Genomic DNA, 19,812 nt, shown 5'->3' with positions numbered 1-19,812 from the left:
CTCCCCGGCCGCCCGGCGCCTCTCCGGCGCCCTGCCCGACAGCCCCTTCCGCGGGCCTGCGACCCCCCACGGTCGCAGGCCCGCCGACGGCGTTCCGGCGCCCGCACGACCGACCCGCACGACCGACCCGCACGACCACGGACGGGGACTTCAGATGGACTCCCACACCGACGACTCCCGCACCGGCGACTCCCGCACCGGCGACTCCCGCACCGGCAACTCCCGCACCGGCAACTCCCACACCGACGACTCCCGCACCGGCGACTCCCACCCTGGCCAGGCCGGACCGGCCGACCCCGCCGCCGCTCGGGCCGCGCTGCTCGCCGCCCCCGGACCCGGCGGCCGGGCCCGGCGCGCCGAACTGTCCGCGCGCACCGACGACTGGCTGGCCGCCCTGTTCGCCTCGGCCGGCGCCCCGGCCGGGACCGCCGTGGTCGCGGTCGGCGGTTACGGGCGCGGCGAGCTCTCCCCGCGCAGCGACCTCGACGTGCTGCTGCTGCACGAGGGCCGACTGGACCCCGCCCTGCCCGAGCGGCTCTGGTACCCGGTCTGGGACTCCGGCGCGGCCCTGGACCACGCCGTCCGCACTCCGGCCGAGGCCCGGGCGGTGGCGGCCGCCGACCTCAAGGCGCAGCTCGGCCTGCTGGACGCCCGGCACGTCGCGGGCGACCCGGCGCTCACCGCCGCACTGCGCTCCACCGTGCTCGCCGACTGGCGGGCGGGCGCGGTGCGGCGGCTGCCGGAGCTGCGCGAGCTGGCCCGGGAGCGGGCCGAGCGGCACGGCGAGCTGTCCTTCCTGCTGGAGCCCGACCTCAAGGAGGCCAGGGGCGGGCTGCGGGACGTGGTCGCGCTGGACGCGATCGCCGCGAGCTGGCTGGCGGACGCGCCCCGGGAGGGCCTGGACGCGGCCGCGCTCCGGCTGGCCGACGTGCGCGACGCGCTCCACCTGGCCACCGGGCGGGCCACCGATCGGCTGGCCCTGCAGGACCAGGACCAGGTCGCCGAGCGGCTCGGCGTGCTGGACGCGGACACCCTGCTGCGACAGGTCTACGAGGCGGCCAGGACGGTCGCCTACGCCGCGGACGTCACCTGGCGGGCGGTGGACCGGGTGCTGGCCGCCCGCTCGGGCCGGGGCCGCCGTCCGCACCGGCGCGGGTTCCCGTTCGCCGGTGCGTTCGGCGGCGCGTCCGGCGGTGCGTCCGGCGCGGCGCGGCGCGGCGCCGGTGCGGTGGCCCGGGGCGCGGTGGAGCGCCGGCCGCTCGCCGAGGGCGTCGTCGAGCAGGACGGCGAGGCGGTGCTCGCCCAGGGCGCCCGCCCGGCCGTCGACCCGGTGCTGCCGCTGCGGGTCGCGGCGGCGGCCGCGCAGAACGGGCTCGCCGTCTCCCACGCGACGGTGCGCCGGCTGGCCGCCGAGTGCCGTCCGCTGCCGGTGCCCTGGCCGGACGAGGCGCGCGAGCAGCTGGTCACCCTGCTCGGCGCCGGCGAGGCCTGTCTGCCGGTCTGGGAGGCACTGGAGGCGGAGGGGCTGATCACCAGGATGCTGCCGGACTGGGAGCGGGTCCGCTGCCGGCCGCAGCGCAACGCCGTGCACCGCTGGACCGTGGACCGGCACCTGGTGGAGACCGCGGTGCGGGCGGCCGCGATGACCCGCCGGGTGGCCCGGCCGGACCTGCTGCTGGTCGCCGCGCTGCTGCACGACCTCGGCAAGGGCTGGCCCGGTGACCACAGCGAGGCGGGTGAGGTGATCGTCCGCGACGTGGCCGCCCGGATGGGCTTCGACCCGGAGTCGGTGGAGACCCTCGCGGTGCTGGTCCGCCACCACCTGACCCTGGTGGACACCGCGACCCGGCGTGATCCGGACGACCCGGCCACCGTCGAGGCGGTCACCAAGGTGGTCACCACGCTGCCCCGGCTGGAGCTGCTGCGGGCGCTGACCGAGGCGGACGCGCTGGCCACCGGTCCGGCCGCGTGGAGCGGCTGGCGGGCCTCGCTGGTGGACGGGCTGACCGCCCGGGCCGCCGCCCGGCTGGCGGGGGACGCCGTCCCGGGCCCGGAGCCGGCCGCCGCGCCGACCGCCGAGCAGGAGCGGCTCGCGGTGGAGGCGGCCAGGACCGGCGGACCGGCGCTCTCCCTGCTGGCCCAGGCCGGGGCGGACGCGGCGGGCACCGAGCCGATGGGTGTGCGGCTGCTGCTGGCCGTCCCGGACCGGCCGGGGCTGCTCGGCACCGTCGCCGGGGTGCTGGCCCTGCACCGGCTGGCGGTCCGCTCGGCGGGGCTGCGGGAGCTGGACCCGATCGGCGCGGGGCCGGTGCTGCTGCTGTCCTGGACGGTGGCGGCGGAGTTCGGCGAGCTGCCGGAGGCGGCGCGGCTGCGGGCCGATCTGCGCCGGGCCCTGGACGGCTCGCTGGACGTCGCGCGCCGGCTGGCCGAGCGGGACGCGGCGGCCCCGCGCCGGCGGGGGATCCCGACGCCGCCGCCGGTGGTCGCGGTGGCGCCCCCGGTCGCCTCGGCGAACGCCACGGTGCTGGAGGTGCGCGCCCACGACGCCCCCGGGCTGCTGCACCGGATCGGCCGGGCCCTGGACGGCGCGGGGGTGCGGGTGCGGACGGCGCACGTCTCCACCCTGGGCGCGGACGTCGTCGACGCCTTCTACCTGACCGACGCGGCGGGCCGTCCGCTGTCCGCCCGGCGGGCCGGGGAGGTGGCCGCGGCGGTGCGCGAGGCCCTGGGCTGACCGGCTCCTCCGGGGGGTTCCGGAGTCCCGCCGAACCCGGGTGGAGACCGTCCGTGGACCGGCCGGATACCCTTGGGGGCGACGACCGTACTCAGACCGATGCCGTAGAGGACCCGCGACGACGTGTTCGACACCCTTTCCGATCGCCTCGCAGCGACGTTCAAGAACCTCCGGGGCAAGGGCCGCCTGAGCGAGGCGGACATCGACGCCACCACCCGCGAGATCCGCATCGCGCTGCTGGAGGCGGATGTCGCGCTGCCGGTCGTCCGGGCCTTCATCAAGCGGGTGAAGGAGCGCGCGCTCGGCGCCGAGGTCTCCGGTGCGCTGAACCCGGCGCAGCAGATCATCAAGATCGTCAACGAGGAGCTCGTCGCCATTCTCGGCGGCGAGACCCGCCGGGTGCGGTTCGCCAAGAGCGGCCCGACGGTGATCATGCTCGCGGGCCTCCAGGGTGCCGGCAAGACGACCCTCGCGGGCAAGCTCGGCCACTGGCTGAAGAAGCAGAAGCACACCCCGCTGCTGGTCGCCTGCGACCTCCAGCGCCCCAACGCCGTCAACCAGCTGCAGGTCGTCGCCGACCGCGCGGGCGTCGCGTTCTACGGGCCGCAGCCGGGCAACGGCGTCGGCGACCCGGTCCAGGTGGCCCGGGACTCGATCGAGTACGCCAAGCAGAAGCAGTACGACGTCGTCGTCGTCGACACCGCCGGCCGCCTCGGCATCGACGCCGAGCTCATGCAGCAGGCCGCCGACATCCGGGCCGCGGTGAACCCGGACGAGGTCCTGTTCGTCGTCGACGCCATGATCGGCCAGGACGCGGTCACCACCGCGCAGGCCTTCCTCGACGGTGTCGACTTCACCGGTGTGGTGCTCTCCAAGCTCGACGGCGACGCCCGCGGCGGTGCCGCGCTCTCGGTCGCGCACGTCACCGGCCGCCAGATCATGTTCGCCTCCAACGGCGAGAAGGTCGACGACTTCGACGCCTTCCACCCGGACCGGATGGCCTCGCGCATCCTGGGCATGGGTGACGTCCTCTCGCTGATCGAGAAGGCCGAGCAGACCTTCTCGCAGGCCGAGGCCGAGAAGATCGCCGCCAAGCTGCGCGGCGGCCCGAAGGCCTTCACGCTGGACGACTTCCTGTCGCAGCTGGAGCAGGTCCAGAAGATGGGCTCGATCTCCAAGCTGCTGGGGATGCTGCCCGGGATGGGCCAGATCCGCGACCAGATCAACAACATCGACGACAAGGACGTCAACCGCGTCGGCGCCATCATCAAGTCGATGACCCCGACCGAGCGGGCCGAGCCGGAGCTGATCAACGGCTCGCGCCGGGCCCGTATCGCCAAGGGTTCGGGTGTCCAGGTCGGCGAGGTGAAGAACCTGGTCGAGCGGTTCTTCGAGGCCCGCAAGATGATGTCGGCGATGGCCTCCGGCAAGGGCGTCCCCGGTATGCCGGGCATCCCGGGCATGGGTGGCGGCGGCAAGAAGAGCACCAAGAAGGCCCCGGCCGCCAAGGGCAAGCGCAAGAGCGGCAACCCGCTGAAGCGGGCGCAGGAGGAGGCCGCGGCCGCCGAGCGCCGCGCGCTCGGCCCCGGTGCCGACCAGGCGCCCGCCCAGGGCGGCGCGTTCGGTCTCGGCGCGGGCAAGGGCCCGGCCGACTTCGAGCTGCCCAAGGAGTTCAAGGACCTGCTGTAGTCCTGACCCGGTCCTGACCCGGTCCCGCTGCCCGCGGGTCCCGGGGCGAACGGCCCGCCGTCCCGGTCTTCCCGGGGAGGTGGGCCGTTCGCATGCCCGATGGCCCGCCGTCCCGGTCTTTCCGCGGAGGTGGGCCGTTCGCATGCCCGATGGTCATTCGAGATGATGGTCCGATGCGAGTAGCGATCAGGGCCCCGCGGGCCGGGGACGAGGTGGCGTACGCCGAGGCGGTCCGGCGGTCCGCCGAGCACATCGGCCGGTGGAACCCGGTCGAGCCGGACGCCCTGCCGGACCTGCTGGAGCGCCAGGGGCCGGGGCTGCGGACCTTCCTGATCATCGACCTGGAGACCGGCGGGCTGGTCGGCAAGGTCAATGTGGCCAACATCGTGATGGGCCGCTTCTGCAACGGCTCGCTGGGCTACGACTCGTTCCTGCCGTTCGCCGGCACCGGGCGGATGACCGAGGGCCTGCGGCTGGTGCTGGACACCTGCTTCGCCGGGCACCCGGAGGGCGGGCTGGGGCTGCACCGGCTGGAGATCAACGTCCAGCCGGACAACGGGCGGTCGATCGCGCTCGCCAAGCGGCTGGGCTTCCGGCACGAGGGGTTCACGCCGCGGATGCTGTTCCTCCAGGGGGGCTGGCGGGACCACGAGCGGTTCGCGCTGACCTCGGAGGAATGGCCCGGGTCGGCCGCGGCGGACGAGCGGGGCTGACGGCGGGGCTGAGGGCGGGGCTCGCAGCGGGGCTCACGGCGGGGCGGCCGGGCGGGGGCGGGCCGGGAGCGGCGTTGCGGTTGGAGGCTCCGAGCAGATGTCCGTATTGTCCGATGGGTGACTGATCCCGTGCCGCCGCGCCAGACCCCCGACCAGCCGTGGCGTTCCGAGGGCGCCCCGCCCCCGCCGCCCCCGCGCCGCAGGATGCCCGGCGGCTGGATCGGCCTCGTCCTGACCGCGCTCGTGGTGTTCCTGATCAGCGATCTGCTGCTGTCCTTCTTCGGCCCCGGCGGCGCCACCACGATCTCCTACACCGAGTTCAACAACCAGCTGAACAAGGGCAACGTCACCAAGATCTACTCCAAGGGCGACTCGATCGAGGGCACCCTCAAGAACGCCGAGCCGAAGCCGGACGGCGGCAAGGGGACGTACACCGAGTTCGACACCCAGCGGCCGGTCTTCGCCGGGGACAACCTCTGGACCACCCTCCAGCAGCAGGGCGTCGAGGTCACCGCCTCGCCCGTCGTCCAGCAGCGCAGCTTCCTCGCCAACCTGCTGATCTCGCTGGCCCCGATGCTGCTGCTGATCCTGGTCTGGGTGCTGCTCGCCCGCCGGATGGCCGGGGGCCTCGGCGCCGGCGCGCTCGGCCGCAAGGCCCCGCCCAAGCCGGTCACCGCCGAGGCCGGCCGACGGACCACCTTCGCCGACGTGGCCGGCATCGACGAGGTCGAGGCCGAACTCAGCGAGGTGGTCGACTTCCTGAAGAACCCGCAGCAGTACCGCCGGCTCGGCGCCAAGATGCCGCGCGGCGTCCTGCTCAGCGGCCCGCCCGGCACCGGCAAGACCCTGTTGGCCCGGGCCGTCGCGGGCGAGGCGGACGTGCCGTTCTTCTCGGCCTCCGCCTCCGAGTTCATCGAGATGATCGTCGGCGTCGGCGCCAGCCGGGTGCGCGAACTCTTCGCCGAGGCCCGCAAGGTCGCCCCGGCGATCGTCTTCATCGACGAGATCGACACCATCGGCCGGCAGCGCGGCAGCGGCGGCGGGATGGGCGGCCACGACGAGCGCGAGCAGACGCTCAACCAGATCCTCACCGAGATGGACGGCTTCAGCGGCTCCGAGGGCGTCATCGTCATCGCCGCCACCAACCGGGCGGACGTGCTCGACCCGGCCCTGCTGCGTCCCGGCCGCTTCGACCGGCGGATCACGGTCAGCCCGCCGGACCGCGACGGCCGCGCGGCCATCCTGCGGATCCACTCCCGGCACGTCCCGCTGGCCGGGGACGCCGACCTGAACCAGCTGGCCAAGGTGACGCCCGGCATGACCGGCGCCGAACTGGCCAACCTGGTCAACGAGGCCGCGCTGCTGGCGGTCAAGCGCCGCCAGGACTCGGTGAACGAGCGCGACCTCTCGGACGCGCTGGAGAAGGTCCAGCTGGGCGCCGTCCGGCCGCTGGTGATGCCGCAGGCCGAACGCGAGCGGACGGCGTACCACGAGAGCGGCCACGCCCTGCTCGGCATGCTCCAGCCGGGCGCGGACCCGGTCCGAAAGATCACCATCGTGCCGCGCGGCCGCGCCCTCGGGGTCACCCTGTCCACCCCGGAGACCGACCGGTACTCCTACACCGAGCCCTACCTGCGCGGCCGGATCATCGGCGCGCTCGGCGGGATGGCGGCCGAGCAGGTGGTCTACGGGGTCATCACCACCGGGGCGGAGAGCGATCTGGAGCAGGTCACCAACATCGCCCGCGGCATGGCCGGCCGGTGGGGCATGAGCGAGCGGGTCGGCCGGCTCACCGCCGTGCCGTCCGACCCGCAGGGGGCGTACGGGCTCTCGGCCGCGCCGACCACGCTGGACGCGGTGGACGAGGAGGCCCGGCGGATCGTCGCGGAGTGCTACGACGAGGCGGTGCGGCTGCTGACCGAGCAGCGGGACCGGCTGGACGCGTTGTCGGCGGCGCTGCTGGAGGCCGAGACGCTGGACGAGGAGGCGGCGTACCGGGCGGCGGGGGTGCCCCGGAAGACGCTCGACCAGGCCTGAGCCGCCGGTCCCCGGCCCCGGACGGAGGGGCGTGCGTCAGGGTGACGCGCGCCCCTCCGTCGTCGCCGTGCTGCGGTCGGTGCGGCTGCGGTCGGTGTGGTGGTCGGTGGTCGGTGCGGCTGCGGTCGGTGTGGTGGCCGGCGGCCGGTGGTGGTGCTCGGTGCGGCGGCGGGATCGCTGTCAGCGGGGCCGTTCGGCGATCAGATAGCGGAAGACGTTCGCCATCCGCACCGTCCCGTCCGGCCGCAGGTGGGGCTGCAGCGCCTCCTCCAGCTCCTTCGCGACCAGCGGCGCCCCGGAGAACTCCGCCGCCGCGTCGTACAGCCCGGTCGAGAGCAGCCCGCGCACGGCACTGTCCAGGTCCGGGTAGGCGAACGGGCAACCGACCCGCCCGCCGCCGGCCGGGCGCAGGCCGGTCCCGGCGAGCAGGTCCTCCAGCGCCCCGGGCGGGCTCAGCTCGAACGGGTCGCGCGCGCCGCTGCGCCTGGCCATCCGCCGGGCGACGTCCAGGACGGCCGCGCTCTCGCAGCGCTCCCTGGGGCCCCAGGCGGCCAGCACCACGTGCCCGCCGGGCAGGACCAGCCGGGCCGCCGCCGCGACCGTCCGGCGCGGTTCGCCCGCCGGTGGCGGCTGCTCGAAAACGGTGACCAGCGAATAGGCCGAGCGGGCGACGTCCGCGGTCGGCCGGTGACCCGCGCCGACCCGCAGACCGCGTCCGGCGGCCAGCGCGCGCAGCTCGCCGTCCCGCTCCAGACCGGCCACCTGGGCACCCCGTCCGGCCGCCAGCAGCAGGGCGAGACCGGAGCGGCAGCCCAGGCCCAGCAGGCTGGTTGCCGGACCCACCTCCAGCCGGTCGTGGACGGCCTCGTAGAGCGGTACCAGCATCCGTTCCTGGATCTCCGCCCAGTCCCGGGCCCGGGCGTTGTCCCGCCCGGTGCCGACGGGTCCTGCGGTCGTACCGATCACCCCAGCTGAAGCCATCGCGGCCTCCCATCCGGTCCTTCGACGTGCTGCTCCGAACCCCCCTCGACGTCCCGCCCCACTCCAGCGAACAGCGGCTCGGGCGCGGCGTCCAGAGGGGTGCGGGGTGGTGCGCGCGCGTCGGGGGCGTGCGCCCCGGTGCGGGACACCGACGGCAGGGCCCGGACGGCGGCCCGGAACGGATTCGAAGTCGGGGCCCCGCTCCCCGTACGATTCGCCCATGGCTAAGGCACCCGTTCTCACCCCCCAGGCGGAAGACTTCCCGCGCTGGTACCAGGACCTCATCAACAAGGCCGAGCTGGCCGACAACGGTCCGGTGCGCGGCACCATGGTCATCCGACCGTACGGCTACGGCCTGTGGGAGCGGATGCAGCAGGAGATGGACGCCCGGATCAAGAAGGCGGGTGCCCAGAACGCCTACTTCCCGATGTTCATCCCGCAGTCGTACCTGACCAAGGAGGCCGAGCACGTCGAGGGCTTCGCCCCCGAGCTCGCGGTGGTCACCCACGGCGGCGGCAAGCAGCTGGACGAGCCGGTCGTCGTCCGGCCGACCTCCGAGACCATCATCAACGAGTACTTCTCGAAGTGGGTGCAGAGCCACCGCGACCTGCCCCTGCTGATCAACCAGTGGGCCAATGTGGTCCGTTGGGAGCTGCGTCCGCGGGTGTTCCTGCGCACCACCGAGTTCCTCTGGCAGGAGGGCCACACGGCCCACGCCACGTACGAGGACGCTCGTGACTACGCCTCGATGATCCACACCCAGGTCTACGGCGACTTCATGACCAACGTGCTCGGCATCGACGTCGTGCTCGGCCGCAAGACCGCCAAGGAGCGGTTCGCGGGCGCCATCAACACCCTCACCCTCGAGGGCATGATGGGCGACGGCAAGGCGCTGCAGATGGGCACCAGCCACGAGCTGGGCCAGAACTTCGCCAAGGCGTTCAACACCACCTACCAGCTGCAGGGTGCCGAGCGCGAGCACGTCTGGCAGACCTCCTGGGGCGTCTCGACCCGCATGGTCGGCGGCCTGATCATGTCCCACGGCGACGACAACGGCCTGCGCGTCCCGCCGCGGCTCGCCGCGGTCCAGGCCGTCGTGCTCGCCATCAAGGGTGACGACGCGGTGATCGCCAAGGTCCGCGAGATCGGCGCCGCGCTGGAGGCCGCCGGCATCCGGGTGGTCGTCGACGACCGTACCGACACCCCGTTCGGCCGCCGCGCCGTCGACTGGGAGCTCAAGGGCGTTCCGCTGCGGATCGAGGTCGGCCCGCGCGACCTGGAGAACGGCACGGCCATGCTGGCCCGCCGGATCCCGGGCGGCAAGGAGCCGGTCTCGATCGACTCGCTGGCGGCGATCCTCCCGGGCATCCTCGACGAGGACCAGGCCCTGCTGCTGCGTCAGTCGCGCGAGCGCCGCGAGGCCCGCACGGTGGACGTCGCCAACCTCGACGAGGCGGTCGAGGCCGCCGCCACCGGCTGGGGCCGGATCTCCTGGGCCGAGCTGGGCCCGGAGGGCGAGGCCAAGCTGGCCGAGCAGGGCGTCTCGGTCCGCTGCATCGTGGCCGCCGACGGCTCGGTGCCGCAGACGGACGACCAGGACGGCAACATCGCGATTGTCGCGCGCGCCTACTGACCGTTCGGTGGCTCCGGCGGCAGTTCGGCGGTGGCTTCCGGGACGGTGCCCCGGGCGGTGTCCGGAGGTGGTGTCCGCGGCGCTTCCCGTGCGCGAAGGATGTTGCCGTAAAACGACACCGGGCGCCGCGTTCTGACGGTTCTCGACCTGTCCGACAGGAAATTCGAACGTCCGATGAGCGGTGTTGTTCCACGGATGTCTCACCTGTCGACATCCCTACTGGTCGGTCAACTGCCGGTATTAACGGAATAGCGGTACGGTGTACGGCCCGTGGCCCTGTCAACTCGACAGGATCACGGGCCGTACGTCCTGGGGGCGACAGCCCGTCCCCGGGCGGAATTGACGAGGCGCCCGTCGAGCTCGACGGGGCCCGAACCTGTAGGGGGTTGGTCTTGCGTCAGATCCGGAACGCGCATTTCGCGCGAGGTCGCACATTCCTGAGAGTTTCCTGGGAAATCCCGGGGAACGGGAACACGCGGAACATCGGCTCCTGCTCCATCGTTGGTCTAGCGTGAGCACGACACAGCCCCTCGTTCTCGCGGCCGAACTGGCCGCCGCCTGGAGTGACATCCAGGCCTACCACCAGGACCTCCCCGACCTCGCCTCGCCCGAGGCGCTGATCGGCGAGTCCTCCTCGGCCTGTGGCACCCGGCTCGGTTTCGAGCGGCTGCTCCACGAGGCTGCCCACGGTCTGGCCGCGGCCCGGGACATCCGGGACACCTCGCGCGCAGGCCGCTACCACAATCGGCGCTTCCTGCTCCTGGCCTCCGAGCTGGGCCTGGCGCACCCGGTCGAACCGCACGCCAGTAGCGGCTTCTCCCAGGTGACCATGCTCAAGGAGACCCGCGAGCGGTACGCCGAGACCATCGAACGCCTGGATCGCGCCCTCGGCGCGCACCAGGAGGCGGTGGCCGGCGAGGGTGCCTCGCGCGCCTTCCGCGGCCCGGCGGCCCGGCACGGCTCCTCCGGGGGCGGCGTCCGGGTGAAGGCGGTCTGCGGCTGCGGTCGCAACGTCCGGGTCGTTCCCTCGGTTCTCGCCCAGGCGTCCATCGTCTGCGGCGCGTGCCAGCAGCCGTTCAAGATCGCGTAACGCGGGTCGCGTCACGCGGGTGCCGCAACGCGGGGCGCGGGGCTCGGGTCGGGTGACCAGGGCCACGTGGTTCACGTGGTTGCGCGGTTCGGAAAGGTCCGGGATCCGGGGACACCCGGGGCCCGGGGAAGCGGAAGAGCCGGCCGGCGACTGTGCGGGCAGTGGTCCGGCCGCAACGACGAACGGTGGCCGTAGGGGATCCGCAGGGGGTCTGCGGATGTCCGCGGGCGACCGGCCGAACACCGGCCGGTGGTCCGGAGGCGGTCCACCGTGATCCGCCAGGGAGGTGCGCCGCGAAGGCGCACGTGTTGGGCTGACCGGGAGCGGGGGCTCCCGGTCGACCTGTTTTCGGGGGTAGGGCGCCCTTGTGGCAGAATGGACCGCTGAGTACCCGGCAGCCGGGCAGGACCCCTCTCTCCTACGGCTGGCGTGTCCCTTGAACGGCCCACCACGCAACCCCACGCGAGGGCAGGGCCGCTCACCCACGTCAACACCAGGAGAATCCACTCCCGTGGCAGTCAAGATCAAGCTCAAGCGTCTCGGCAAGATTCGCTCCCCGCACTACCGCATCATCGTCGCCGACGCCCGCACCAAGCGTGACGGCCGCGCGATCGAGGAGATCGGCCTCTACCAGCCGACCTACAACCCCTCGAAGATCGAGGTCGACAGCGACCGCGCCCAGTACTGGCTGTCCGTCGGCGCCCAGCCGACCGAGCCCGTGCTCGCGATCCTGAAGCTGACCGGCGACTGGCAGAAGTTCAAGGGCCTGCCGGCCCCGGCGCCGCTGCTGGTTGCCGAGCCGAAGGTCGAGGACTTCTCGCACCTGTTCGCGAAGGCCGTCGCCGGCTTCGAGGACGCCACCACCGGTGTCGCCATCACCCCGAAGGCCAAGAAGTCGGACAAGGCCGAGGCCGACGCCGACGCCGAGGCCTGAGCGTGATCGAGGATGCCCTCGACCACTTGGTGAAGGGCATTGTCGAGCACCCCGACGAGGTGCAGGTGCGCTCGCGCAACCTGCGTCGGGGCAACACCATCGAGGTGCGGGTGCACCCCGATGACCTCGGCAAGGTGATCGGCCGGGGCGGTCGTACGGCTCGTGCTCTGCGCACGGTCGTCGGTGCCCTCGGCGGTCGCAACGTCCGGGTCGACCTGGTCGACGTGGACAACATTCGCTGATCCGGCTGCTCGTTCAGCCGTCAGGGTTTCGAGGCCGGCCGGGACGCATGTCGTCCCGGTCGGCTTTCGCCGTTCCGGCGGCAATTCCGTAACTCCGCAACTCCGCAGCACTCATCCAGGAGAACGATCACCGTGCAGCTCGTCGTCGGCAAGATCGGCCGCGCCCACGGCATCAAGGGGGACGTCAGCGTCGAGGTCCGCACCGACGAGCCCGAGCTCCGGCTCGGGCCCGGCGCCGTCCTGTTCACCGACCCCGCCTCGGCGGGTCCGCTGACCGTCGAGTCCGGCAAGGTCCACAGCGGCAGGCTGCTGCTGCGGTTCGCCGGGGTCAAGGACCGCAACGCCGCCGAGGAGCTGCGGGGCACGATCCTGATCGCCGAGGTGGATCCGGAGGAGCGTCCGGACGACCCGGAGGAGTACTACGACCACCAGCTGATCGGTCTGGACGTGGTCCTGCTCGACGGCACCCTGGTCGGTGAGCTCACCGAGGTGGTCCACCTGCCGTACCAGGACCTGCTCACGGTGCGGAAGCCGGACGGCACGGAGGCGCTGGTGCCCTTCGTCAGCCGGATCGTGCCGACCATCGACCTGGAGAACCAGCGCGCGGTGATCGACCCGCCGGTCGGGCTGATCGACCTCGGGCAGGCCGAGGTCGCCGGCGGCGTCGCGGCCGGTGACAAGGCCGGTGACGACGTCGCCGACGGGGCGGACGCCGCGGCGGGGACCGACGCCGGTGACGCGGAGGAGTCGCGGTGAGCACCGAGGAAGGCGCGGACGTCGTCACGGAGGCTGTGACGGCGGCCGCGACGGCGGGCGTGACGGCCGACGCGGGGGAGCCCGCGGCGGTGTCCGGGGAATCCGCCGCGCGGGCCTCCGTGCGGGACGGGATGCGGATCGACGTCGTGTCGATCTTCCCCGAGTACCTGGAGCCGCTGAACATCTCGCTGGTCGGCAAGGCCCGTGCGCGCGGCCAGCTCGACGTGCACGTCCACGACCTTCGGGGCTGGACGCACGACGTGCACCGGACCGTCGACGACAGCCCCTACGGCGGCGGCCCCGGCATGGTGATGAAGCCCGAGCCGTGGGGCGAGGCCCTGGACGCGGTGCTCGGTCAGGGGCCGGAGGGCGAGGTGCCGACCCTGGTGGTGCCGACCCCCAGCGGCCGCCCGTTCACCCAGGAACTCGCGCAGGAGCTGGCCGGCCGACCCTGGCTGGCGTTCACCCCGGCCCGGTACGAGGGCATCGACCGGCGGGTCATCGAGGAGGCGGCCACCCGGATGCCGGTGGTCGAGGCATCGATCGGCGACTACGTGCTGGCCGGCGGCGAGGTCGCGGTGCTGGTCATGGTCGAGGCGATCGCCCGGCTGCTGCCCGGCGTGCTCGGCAACGCCGAGTCCCACCGGGACGACTCCTTCGCGCCCGGCGCGATGGCCGACCTGCTGGAGGGGCCCGTCTACACCAAGCCCGCCGAGTGGCGCGGCCGCACGGTGCCGGACATCCTGCTGAGCGGGAACCACGGCCGGATCGCCCGCTGGCGTCGCGAGCAGGCGTTCGCCCGCACGCTGGCGAACCGGGCGGACCTGGTGGCGCGCTGGCGGCACGCGGACTTCGACAAGAAGGACCGCGAGGCGCTCAGCCTGCTCGGCCTGGCCTGGGACGAGCACCACGGCCGATTTCGGTCCGTGGCCGATGGTGTGGAAGAATAGGCCGCTGCTGTCTGTCGCTGGGCTCCTCCCGTAGGAGTCACGTGGTCCGTCGCCCCCGCCACGGGGGGCTCGTCGGTAACCGGTGCGGCCCGCAGTTACCCCATTTGTGACGACTTCCGTGGGCGGCCCGTGGCGCCTGCGATGGAGAGCAACATGAGCAACAAGCTCGCTGCTGTCGACGCGGCCTCGCTGCGTAGCGACATTCCGGCCTTCCGCGCCGGTGACACCCTGAAGGTTCACGTCCGGGTCATCGAGGGCAACCGCTCCCGTGTCCAGGTCTTCCAGGGCGTCGTCATCCGCCGTCACGGCGCCGGCATCGGTGAGACCTTCACCGTTCGCAAGGTCAGCTTCAACGTCGGTGTCGAGCGCACCTTCCCGGTGCACACCCCGATCGTCGAGAAGATCGAGGTCGTGACCCGCGGTGCGGTTCGCCGCGCCAAGCTGTACTACCTGCGTGACCTCCGCGGCAAGGCCGCGAAGATCAAGGAGAAGCGCGACCGCTGATCCACCGGCCCCCGGCACCGCCGGGGGATCGGGATCGCTCTGGGGGGCCGGACCGCCGCACGGTAGGCTCTGCCCCCGATGAGCACGCACGAACCACCCGCGGACCGCGACGGCTGTCCCGCACCCACCGGTGCGGACTCGCCGACGCGGTCCGCGGTCGTTTCCGCACCCGGCGCCGGGGATCCGTCCGGTGTCGGGCAAGGGTCCAGCACCGGGGATGCGTCCGGTGGGCGAGCGTCCGGTGCCGCTGGGGTGCTCGACCGGGGGAGGCAGGACGGTCCGGGTGCCGCGGATCGGACGGACGCCTCGGAAGCCCCGGAGGCCCCGGACGCCTCGGAAACCCCGGACGAGCCGGTCGGCGAGGACGGTGCGGCTGCTTCGGAGGAGGCCGCGGAGAGGGGTGAGCGCTCGCGCTCGCGTGAGCTGTTGCTGCTCACCGGCATCTGCCTGTTCGTCCTGCTGCTGGTCAACGCCTTCGTGGCGCGCCCGTTCTCGGTGCCCTCCGGATCGATGGAGAACACCCTGCGCCCGGGTGATCGCCTGATCGTGAGCAAGCTGTCCTACGCCTTCGGCGGCCATCCGCGCCGCGGCGACGTGGTGGTCTTCGACGGCACCGGCTCCTTTCTGCGCAAGCCCCTCGAACCCGCCGGCTTCGGGACCTCGCTGCGCTCCTTCGGCCGGGAGATCGGACTGGTCCCGGCCGGTGACTCCGTCTACGTGAAGCGGGTCGTCGGTATCGGTGGCGACCGCGTCACCAGCGCCGGACCGGGCCACCCGATCACCGTCAACGGCGTGCCGCTCGACGAGTCGGGTCTCCTTTTCCCGGGGGACGAGCCGTCCAGTGTGGCCTTCGACGTGGTGGTGCCCCCCGGCAAGCTCTGGGTGATGGGCGACCACCGCAGCGACTCCCGCGACTCCCGCGACCACCTCGGCGAACCGGGGGGCGGTTTCGTCCCGGAGTCCAAGGTGATCGGGCGGGCCGCCTGGGTGGTCTACCCGGTCGGACACTGGGCCGACCTGGACCGGCCGGACGCCTACGCCGCCGCAGAAGGGACGGGCGGTCATGGGGAGCAGGGGTAGGGGGCGGCTCGCCGACCGCCCGGACACCGGCTCCGGGCCCTCGGCCGGTGTCGGTGCCGCCTCCGGCCCCGGCACCGGGACGGTGAGCGGGACCCGGACGGAGGCCGGGCCCGGGGAGGCCCTCGGACGGTCGGATCCTGCCGGGACGGCCGATGTCCCGGTGGTGCGCGGCCGTGCCGAGCGCCGCCGCACCGCCCGCAGGGCGGCCCGTCGCCGCAGCCGCTCGCGGCTGCGGGAGATTCCGCTGGTCGTCGTGGTCGCACTGATCGTGGCTCTGGTGATGAAGACCTTTCTGGTGCAGGTCTTCGTGATCCCCTCGGGATCGATGGAGCAGACGATTCTGATCGGGGACCGGGTACTGGTCGACAAGCTCACTCCCTGGTTCGGTGCCGAGCCGGAGCGCGGCGAGGTCGTGGTGTTCAAGGACCCGGGCGGCTGGCTGGAGAACCAGCACGGGGCGTCGACGGACGGTGTGCTCCTGCACGGGGCCAAGCAGGTGCTGACCTTCGTCGGGCTGCTGCCCTCCGACAACGAGCAGGACCTCATCAAGCGGGTGATCGGGGTCGGCGGCGACACGGTCGAGTGCTGCGACGAGCAGGGCAGGATCCTGCTCAACGGCAAGCCGCTGGAGGAGCCCTACCTGGCCCCGGGCAACCCGCCGTCGCGACAGCCGTTCAAGGTGAAGGTGCCGGCGGGGCGGCTCTGGGTGATGGGCGACCACCGGGACGTCTCCGCCGACTCCCGTTTCCACATGGGCAATCCGGGACAGGGCACGATTCCGGTGAGCGGGGTGCTGGGGCGGGCGTTCATGATTGCCTGGCCGGTCGGGCGGGTCCATCAACTTGATGTGCCGGTTTCACTCTCCTCGGTGGCACGCGCCGCGCCGGACCCCGGAACTGCGCGGAACGTGGTGGGTGTTGGCCCGATCCCTGAGGAACCTCCGCTCGTTATGGGTGTGTTGGGCATCCTTCCGCTCGTCGGCCGCCGGGTGGGACGACCCGGGCGGTAGGCCCGGCCGGGCCGGTGGACGGTCGGAACGCGCGCGTGGGACCGCGAGCCGGATGCCCGGGAGTGATAGAGAAGTGCTGGGTGCGGCCGTTGCGACGAGCCGCGCCCGAGGGCTGTGCCGGTGTCGGAGACCCCCGCAGGGGCGGTTCCGGCGGGCGCGGCCGATCGTGGAACGTGGTGCCCGCTGTGCGGCACTGTGAGCGCGGACGCGCAGGCGTCCGCACAGCAGGGAGGAGACGTTGTGGGGGATTTGGTGATCGGCGCCCGCTCAGGTGCCGGAGAGCCCGAGGGCTCCGGCGGCCGGGCGGCCCGGTCCGCGGAGGCCGCGGCGCCTTCGGCCTCGGCCGAGGAGGCGGCGGCCCAGTCCGCGGACGAGCACGGCGACGGCACGGACGACGCCTCGAAGCCCACCCCGGACAACGCTGAGCCGGCGGGCGGTACCGAGGATCAGCCGGAACGGAAGGAGCGGAAGCCGCGGTCCTTCTGGAAGGAACTGCCGATCCTCATCGGCATCGCCCTCGTGCTGGCGCTCGTGATCAAGACGTTCTTCGTCCAGGCGTTCTCCATTCCGTCGGAGTCGATGCAGAACACGCTCCAGGTGGGTGACCGGGTCCTGGTGGACAAGCTCACCCCGTGGTTCGGTGCCGAGCCGGAGCGCGGCGAGGTCGTGGTGTTCCACGACCCGGGCGGCTGGCTGGCGGACGAGCCGACCAACGAGAGCAGTAACTCCTTCGTCCGGGGCGTTCAGAACGTGCTGAGCTTCGTCGGTCTGATGCCGTCCGACAACGAGAAGGACCTCATCAAGCGTGTCATCGCGGTCGGCGGGGACACCGTCGAGTGCGAGGGCGAGGGCCCGGTGAAGGTCAACGGGATCGCGCTCGACGAGCCCTACGTCTATCCCGGCAACACCCCCTGCGGGACCAAGCCGTTCGGTCCGGTGAAGGTGCCGGACGGTCGGATCTGGGTGATGGGTGACCATCGCGCGGACTCGCTCGACTCGCGCTTCCACATGGACCAGCCGGGTGGCGGGACCGTCCCGGTGGACGACGTGATCGGGCGTGCCTTCGTGGTGGCGTGGCCGATCAACCACTGGTCGACGCTGCCGGTGCCGGACACCTTCGACCAGAAGGGGCTGGCGGCGGCTGCCCTGCCCGCCGTTCCGGCCGCGGCCGGTGCCGTGGGCGCCGTCGCGCTGCTCCCGCTGGTCCGTCGGCGGTGGAACGGGACGGGCCGCGACGACCGGTCCTGACGACGACCGGGGGCGCCCGGGTCTTGCGCGGGCCGTGGTACCGACGAGTAATCTGCTCGGACGTGCCACGGCCCGCCGGGTTTTCCACCCGTCGTCCCGGCGCGGTGCTGTGGGCGTTTCCGGGTCGGTCTGGGGTTGGACGGTTTCGATGAGCAGTGTCGTGGAACGCTCGGCCGACAGTCCGCCGGCTGCCGCCCGCCGTCGGCGTCGACCCGCGGCCGTGGTCCAGGGCGTACTGCTCGGCCTCGGGCTGGCCCTGCTGATCGGCGGCTTCGCGGTGATCGCCGTGAGCTACCGGCCCTACAGCATTCCGACCGCCTCGATGGCGCCCACCCTCCAGGCCCAGGACACCGTCCTGGCCAGGAAGTCCGACGGCTCGGACGTCGGTCGCGGTGACGTGGTCGTCTTCCGCGACCGGGCCTGGGGCGGCGAGCTCATGGTCAAGCGCGTGGTCGCGGTGGGAGGGGACACCGTCGCGGTCGGAGAGGGCGACCGCCGGCTGACCGTTAACGGCAAGCCGGTGGACGAGCCCTACCTCGCCGGGACGGGTGCCCAGGGAGCCTCCTTCAGTGTGGAGGTGCCGCCCGGCCGGCTCTTCCTGCTCGGCGACAACCGGCTCGGCTCGCTCGACTCCCGGGTCCACCTGGAGACGGACGGCGGGACCGTCCCGGCCACCGAGGTGCAGGCCAGGGTGGAGGCCACCGTGCTGCCGTTCGGCCGGATGGCGCTGCTGGGCGGCACCTCGGCGTTCGAGGCGATCGACGGCCGCCGGCCGGCTGCCCCGGGACCGCTGGAGCCCGCGTTCTGGGCGAGCATTGTAGGCGCGGCGACGATCGTCGTGACCTCGGCGGTGGGGGGTGCGGCGGGTCTGGTGCGCCGCCGTCGCCGCGCCGCCTGATCCGGACCGGCGCCGCCCGCGCCGGGACCGCTCTGCCGAACCTCGCCCCGGAGGACCGCACCGGGTGGCAGGATCGGGGGAACGACCGGGGCGGACGGAGGGAGCGTGGAGGCTCGTCATGGCGGCACAGCGGCGCAGGGCCTCGCGGATCCTGCTGCTCGACGGGCAGGACCGACTGCTGCTCTTCCACGGCTCGGACCCGGCGACGCCCGGCGTCACCTGGTGGTTCACCCCCGGCGGAGGACTGGAGCAGGGGGAGAACGTCCGGGACGCCGCCGAGCGGGAGCTCGTGGAGGAGACCGGCTTGCACGGTGTGGAGCTCGGTCCGGTGGTCGCGTACGGCAATGCTTCGTTCTCCTATCGGGGGCAGCGCTTCGAGCAGGAACAGTGGTTCCACCTGGCCCGGACGACACGGACGGTGCTGGACCACTCGGGCATGGGCGAGGACGAACACGCCCAGTTGCTCGCGGCGCGCTGGTGGACGGTCGAGGAATTGCGGTCCACCTCCGAGACGGTCTATCCGTTCGGACTGGTGGACTTTCTGGAGCGGCTGTTGACCGAGGGGCCGCCGGTCGCCCCGGTACGGCTCTGAGGGTGAGTGCGGTGGTCCACAATGGGTGGACGTGACAAGTTGAGGGGACGCCTGGATGAGTGCCGAAGATCTCGAAAAGTACGAGACCGAGATGGAGCTCAAGCTCTACCGGGAGTACCGGGACGTCGTCGGCCTGTTCAAGTACGTGATCGAGACCGAGCGACGGTTCTACCTCACCAACGACTACGAGCTGCAGGTGCACTCGGTGCAGGGTGAGGTCTTCTTCGAGGTGTCGATGGCGGATGCGTGGGTCTGGGACATGTACCGGCCGGCCCGGTTCGTCCGCAAGGTCCGGGTGCTGACCTTCAAGGACGTGAACATCGAGGAACTCGCGAAGAGCGATCTGGAGCTGCCCTCGGACGAGTCCGGCTTCGGGAACTGACGTTGGACCGCCCGGTCCCCGGATGTCCAGGGGAATTTCGGATATTCCGGAATTCTCACTCCCGTGGGTGACAGGAGTTATCCACAGGCCCGGGTTTTCCACAGGAAATAACAACCCCATGGTCCGCGTCCGGACCGCACGGCAGCCTCCCCGTCGGAGGTGGTCACCGTGCAGGACATCGAGCGCGCCACGCGCCAGCAGACCGCGAAGGCCCGACGGGGCGGGCAGCCACGCCGACGGGCGGCGCCCGCCCCGGCGGGCGGCCCGCTCCCGCAGGCCGACCAGGGATCCGTCGCGCCCGCGTCCGCCCCGGCCGAGCCCGCCCCGCCCGTAGCGGCGC

At 72.9% G+C, this 19,812-nt stretch carries 18 protein-coding genes; 17 read left to right on the top strand and 1 reads right to left on the bottom strand.

The window, feature by feature from the left end; genetic code table 11:
* Window positions 1-154: 154 nt before the first annotated feature.
* The 4 genes from BLU95_RS14565 to ftsH all read left to right on the top strand — a co-directional run bounded on the left by BLU95_RS14565 (window position 155) and on the right by ftsH (window position 7,173).
* Entirely contained in the window at window positions 155-2,734 is a 2,580-nt protein-coding gene (locus BLU95_RS14565) for a [protein-PII] uridylyltransferase (RefSeq protein WP_093860385.1), read from the top strand.
* Window positions 2,735-2,857: 123 nt separating this feature from the next.
* Entirely contained in the window at window positions 2,858-4,423 is a 1,566-nt protein-coding gene (ffh, locus tag BLU95_RS14560) for a signal recognition particle protein (RefSeq protein ID WP_093860384.1), read from the top strand.
* 173 nt (window positions 4,424-4,596) lie between these two features.
* Window positions 4,597-5,136 carry a GNAT family N-acetyltransferase gene (locus tag BLU95_RS14555; RefSeq protein ID WP_093860383.1) on the top strand — a complete coding sequence of 180 codons (540 nt, stop codon included), beginning with the start codon at window positions 4,597-4,599 and terminating at the stop codon, window positions 5,134-5,136.
* 117 nt (window positions 5,137-5,253) lie between these two features.
* Window positions 5,254-7,173 carry an ATP-dependent zinc metalloprotease FtsH gene (gene ftsH, locus BLU95_RS14550; RefSeq protein ID WP_093860382.1) on the top strand — a complete coding sequence of 640 codons (1,920 nt, stop codon included), beginning with the start codon at window positions 5,254-5,256 and terminating at the stop codon, window positions 7,171-7,173.
* Window positions 7,174-7,353: 180 nt separating this feature from the next.
* Here the strand turns inward: ftsH and BLU95_RS14545 are convergent, their stop codons facing one another.
* On the bottom strand, window positions 7,354-8,154 hold the full coding sequence (locus tag BLU95_RS14545; RefSeq protein WP_093860381.1) for a class I SAM-dependent methyltransferase: 801 nt from the start codon (window positions 8,152-8,154) through the stop codon (window positions 7,354-7,356).
* A gap of 220 nt (window positions 8,155-8,374) precedes the next feature.
* On the opposite strand from BLU95_RS14545, the gene proS reads away from it, so the two are divergent.
* The 13 genes from proS to BLU95_RS14480 all read left to right on the top strand — a co-directional run bounded on the left by proS (window position 8,375) and on the right by BLU95_RS14480 (window position 19,472).
* Window positions 8,375-9,787, top strand: coding sequence for a proline--tRNA ligase (proS, locus tag BLU95_RS14540; RefSeq protein WP_093860380.1), 1,413 nt, complete (start codon window positions 8,375-8,377; stop codon window positions 9,785-9,787).
* A gap of 511 nt (window positions 9,788-10,298) precedes the next feature.
* The gene (locus BLU95_RS14535) at window positions 10,299-10,877 is read left to right on the top strand and encodes a hypothetical protein (protein WP_030306744.1); all 579 of its coding nucleotides are present in this window, start codon (window positions 10,299-10,301) and stop codon (window positions 10,875-10,877) included.
* Between the two features lie 511 nt (window positions 10,878-11,388).
* Window positions 11,389-11,811 (top strand): 30S ribosomal protein S16, encoded by a 423-nt coding sequence (rpsP, locus tag BLU95_RS14530; protein WP_030396738.1) that lies wholly within the window; start codon window positions 11,389-11,391, stop codon window positions 11,809-11,811.
* A 2-nt stretch (window positions 11,812-11,813) separates the two neighbouring features.
* Complete coding sequence (locus tag BLU95_RS14525; protein WP_030056773.1) at window positions 11,814-12,053, top strand: RNA-binding protein; 240 nt, start codon at window positions 11,814-11,816, stop codon at window positions 12,051-12,053.
* Between the two features lie 132 nt (window positions 12,054-12,185).
* On the top strand, window positions 12,186-12,809 hold the full coding sequence (rimM, locus tag BLU95_RS14520) for a ribosome maturation factor RimM (protein ID WP_093860379.1): 624 nt from the start codon (window positions 12,186-12,188) through the stop codon (window positions 12,807-12,809).
* Window positions 12,810-12,940: 131 nt separating this feature from the next.
* On the top strand, window positions 12,941-13,759 hold the full coding sequence (trmD, locus tag BLU95_RS14515) for a tRNA (guanosine(37)-N1)-methyltransferase TrmD (protein ID WP_093864883.1): 819 nt from the start codon (window positions 12,941-12,943) through the stop codon (window positions 13,757-13,759).
* 153 nt (window positions 13,760-13,912) lie between these two features.
* Window positions 13,913-14,263, top strand: coding sequence for a 50S ribosomal protein L19 (rplS, locus tag BLU95_RS14510; RefSeq protein WP_030396741.1), 351 nt, complete (start codon window positions 13,913-13,915; stop codon window positions 14,261-14,263).
* Window positions 14,264-14,689: 426 nt separating this feature from the next.
* A complete protein-coding gene (gene lepB, locus BLU95_RS14505; protein WP_231978569.1) occupies window positions 14,690-15,343 on the top strand; it encodes a signal peptidase I in 654 nt (217 codons plus the stop codon).
* A gap of 160 nt (window positions 15,344-15,503) precedes the next feature.
* Window positions 15,504-16,352: a signal peptidase I gene (gene lepB, locus BLU95_RS14500; RefSeq protein ID WP_231978568.1), complete on the top strand. Its 849-nt coding sequence runs from the start codon at window positions 15,504-15,506 to the stop codon at window positions 16,350-16,352.
* A gap of 240 nt (window positions 16,353-16,592) precedes the next feature.
* Window positions 16,593-17,600, top strand: a complete 1,008-nt coding sequence (lepB, locus tag BLU95_RS14495) for a signal peptidase I (RefSeq protein ID WP_093860377.1) — start codon at window positions 16,593-16,595, stop codon at window positions 17,598-17,600.
* Between the two features lie 148 nt (window positions 17,601-17,748).
* Window positions 17,749-18,498, top strand: coding sequence for a signal peptidase I (lepB, locus tag BLU95_RS14490; RefSeq protein WP_093860376.1), 750 nt, complete (start codon window positions 17,749-17,751; stop codon window positions 18,496-18,498).
* A gap of 118 nt (window positions 18,499-18,616) precedes the next feature.
* The gene (locus BLU95_RS14485; protein WP_093860375.1) at window positions 18,617-19,090 is read left to right on the top strand and encodes an NUDIX hydrolase; all 474 of its coding nucleotides are present in this window, start codon (window positions 18,617-18,619) and stop codon (window positions 19,088-19,090) included.
* Window positions 19,091-19,145: 55 nt separating this feature from the next.
* Window positions 19,146-19,472, top strand: coding sequence for a DUF2469 domain-containing protein (locus tag BLU95_RS14480; RefSeq protein WP_030056781.1), 327 nt, complete (start codon window positions 19,146-19,148; stop codon window positions 19,470-19,472).
* Window positions 19,473-19,812 lie beyond the last annotated feature (340 nt).

This window comes from Streptomyces sp. TLI_053, from assembly GCF_900105395.1.
Taxonomy (GTDB): Bacteria; Actinomycetota; Actinomycetes; order Streptomycetales; family Streptomycetaceae; genus Kitasatospora.
The sequence above is the reverse complement of the archived record's forward strand: the minus strand, read 5'-3'. Positions and strand labels throughout refer to the sequence as shown.

Coding starts and splice junctions, on each gene's coding strand:
- BLU95_RS14555 (WP_093860383.1), top strand. CDS start 4,597: ATGCGAGTAGCGATCAGGGCCCCGCGGGCCGGGGACGAGGTGGCGTAC.
- BLU95_RS14545 (WP_093860381.1), bottom strand. CDS start 8,154: ATGGCTTCAGCTGGGGTGATCGGTACGACCGCAGGACCCGTCGGCACC.
- rplS (WP_030396741.1), top strand. CDS start 13,913: ATGAGCAACAAGCTCGCTGCTGTCGACGCGGCCTCGCTGCGTAGCGAC.
- lepB (WP_093860376.1), top strand. CDS start 17,749: ATGAGCAGTGTCGTGGAACGCTCGGCCGACAGTCCGCCGGCTGCCGCC.
- trmD (WP_093864883.1), top strand. CDS start 12,941: ATGCGGATCGACGTCGTGTCGATCTTCCCCGAGTACCTGGAGCCGCTG.
- proS (WP_093860380.1), top strand. CDS start 8,375: ATGGCTAAGGCACCCGTTCTCACCCCCCAGGCGGAAGACTTCCCGCGC.
- BLU95_RS14565 (WP_093860385.1), top strand. CDS start 155: ATGGACTCCCACACCGACGACTCCCGCACCGGCGACTCCCGCACCGGC.
- BLU95_RS14485 (WP_093860375.1), top strand. CDS start 18,617: ATGGCGGCACAGCGGCGCAGGGCCTCGCGGATCCTGCTGCTCGACGGG.
- BLU95_RS14480 (WP_030056781.1), top strand. CDS start 19,146: ATGAGTGCCGAAGATCTCGAAAAGTACGAGACCGAGATGGAGCTCAAG.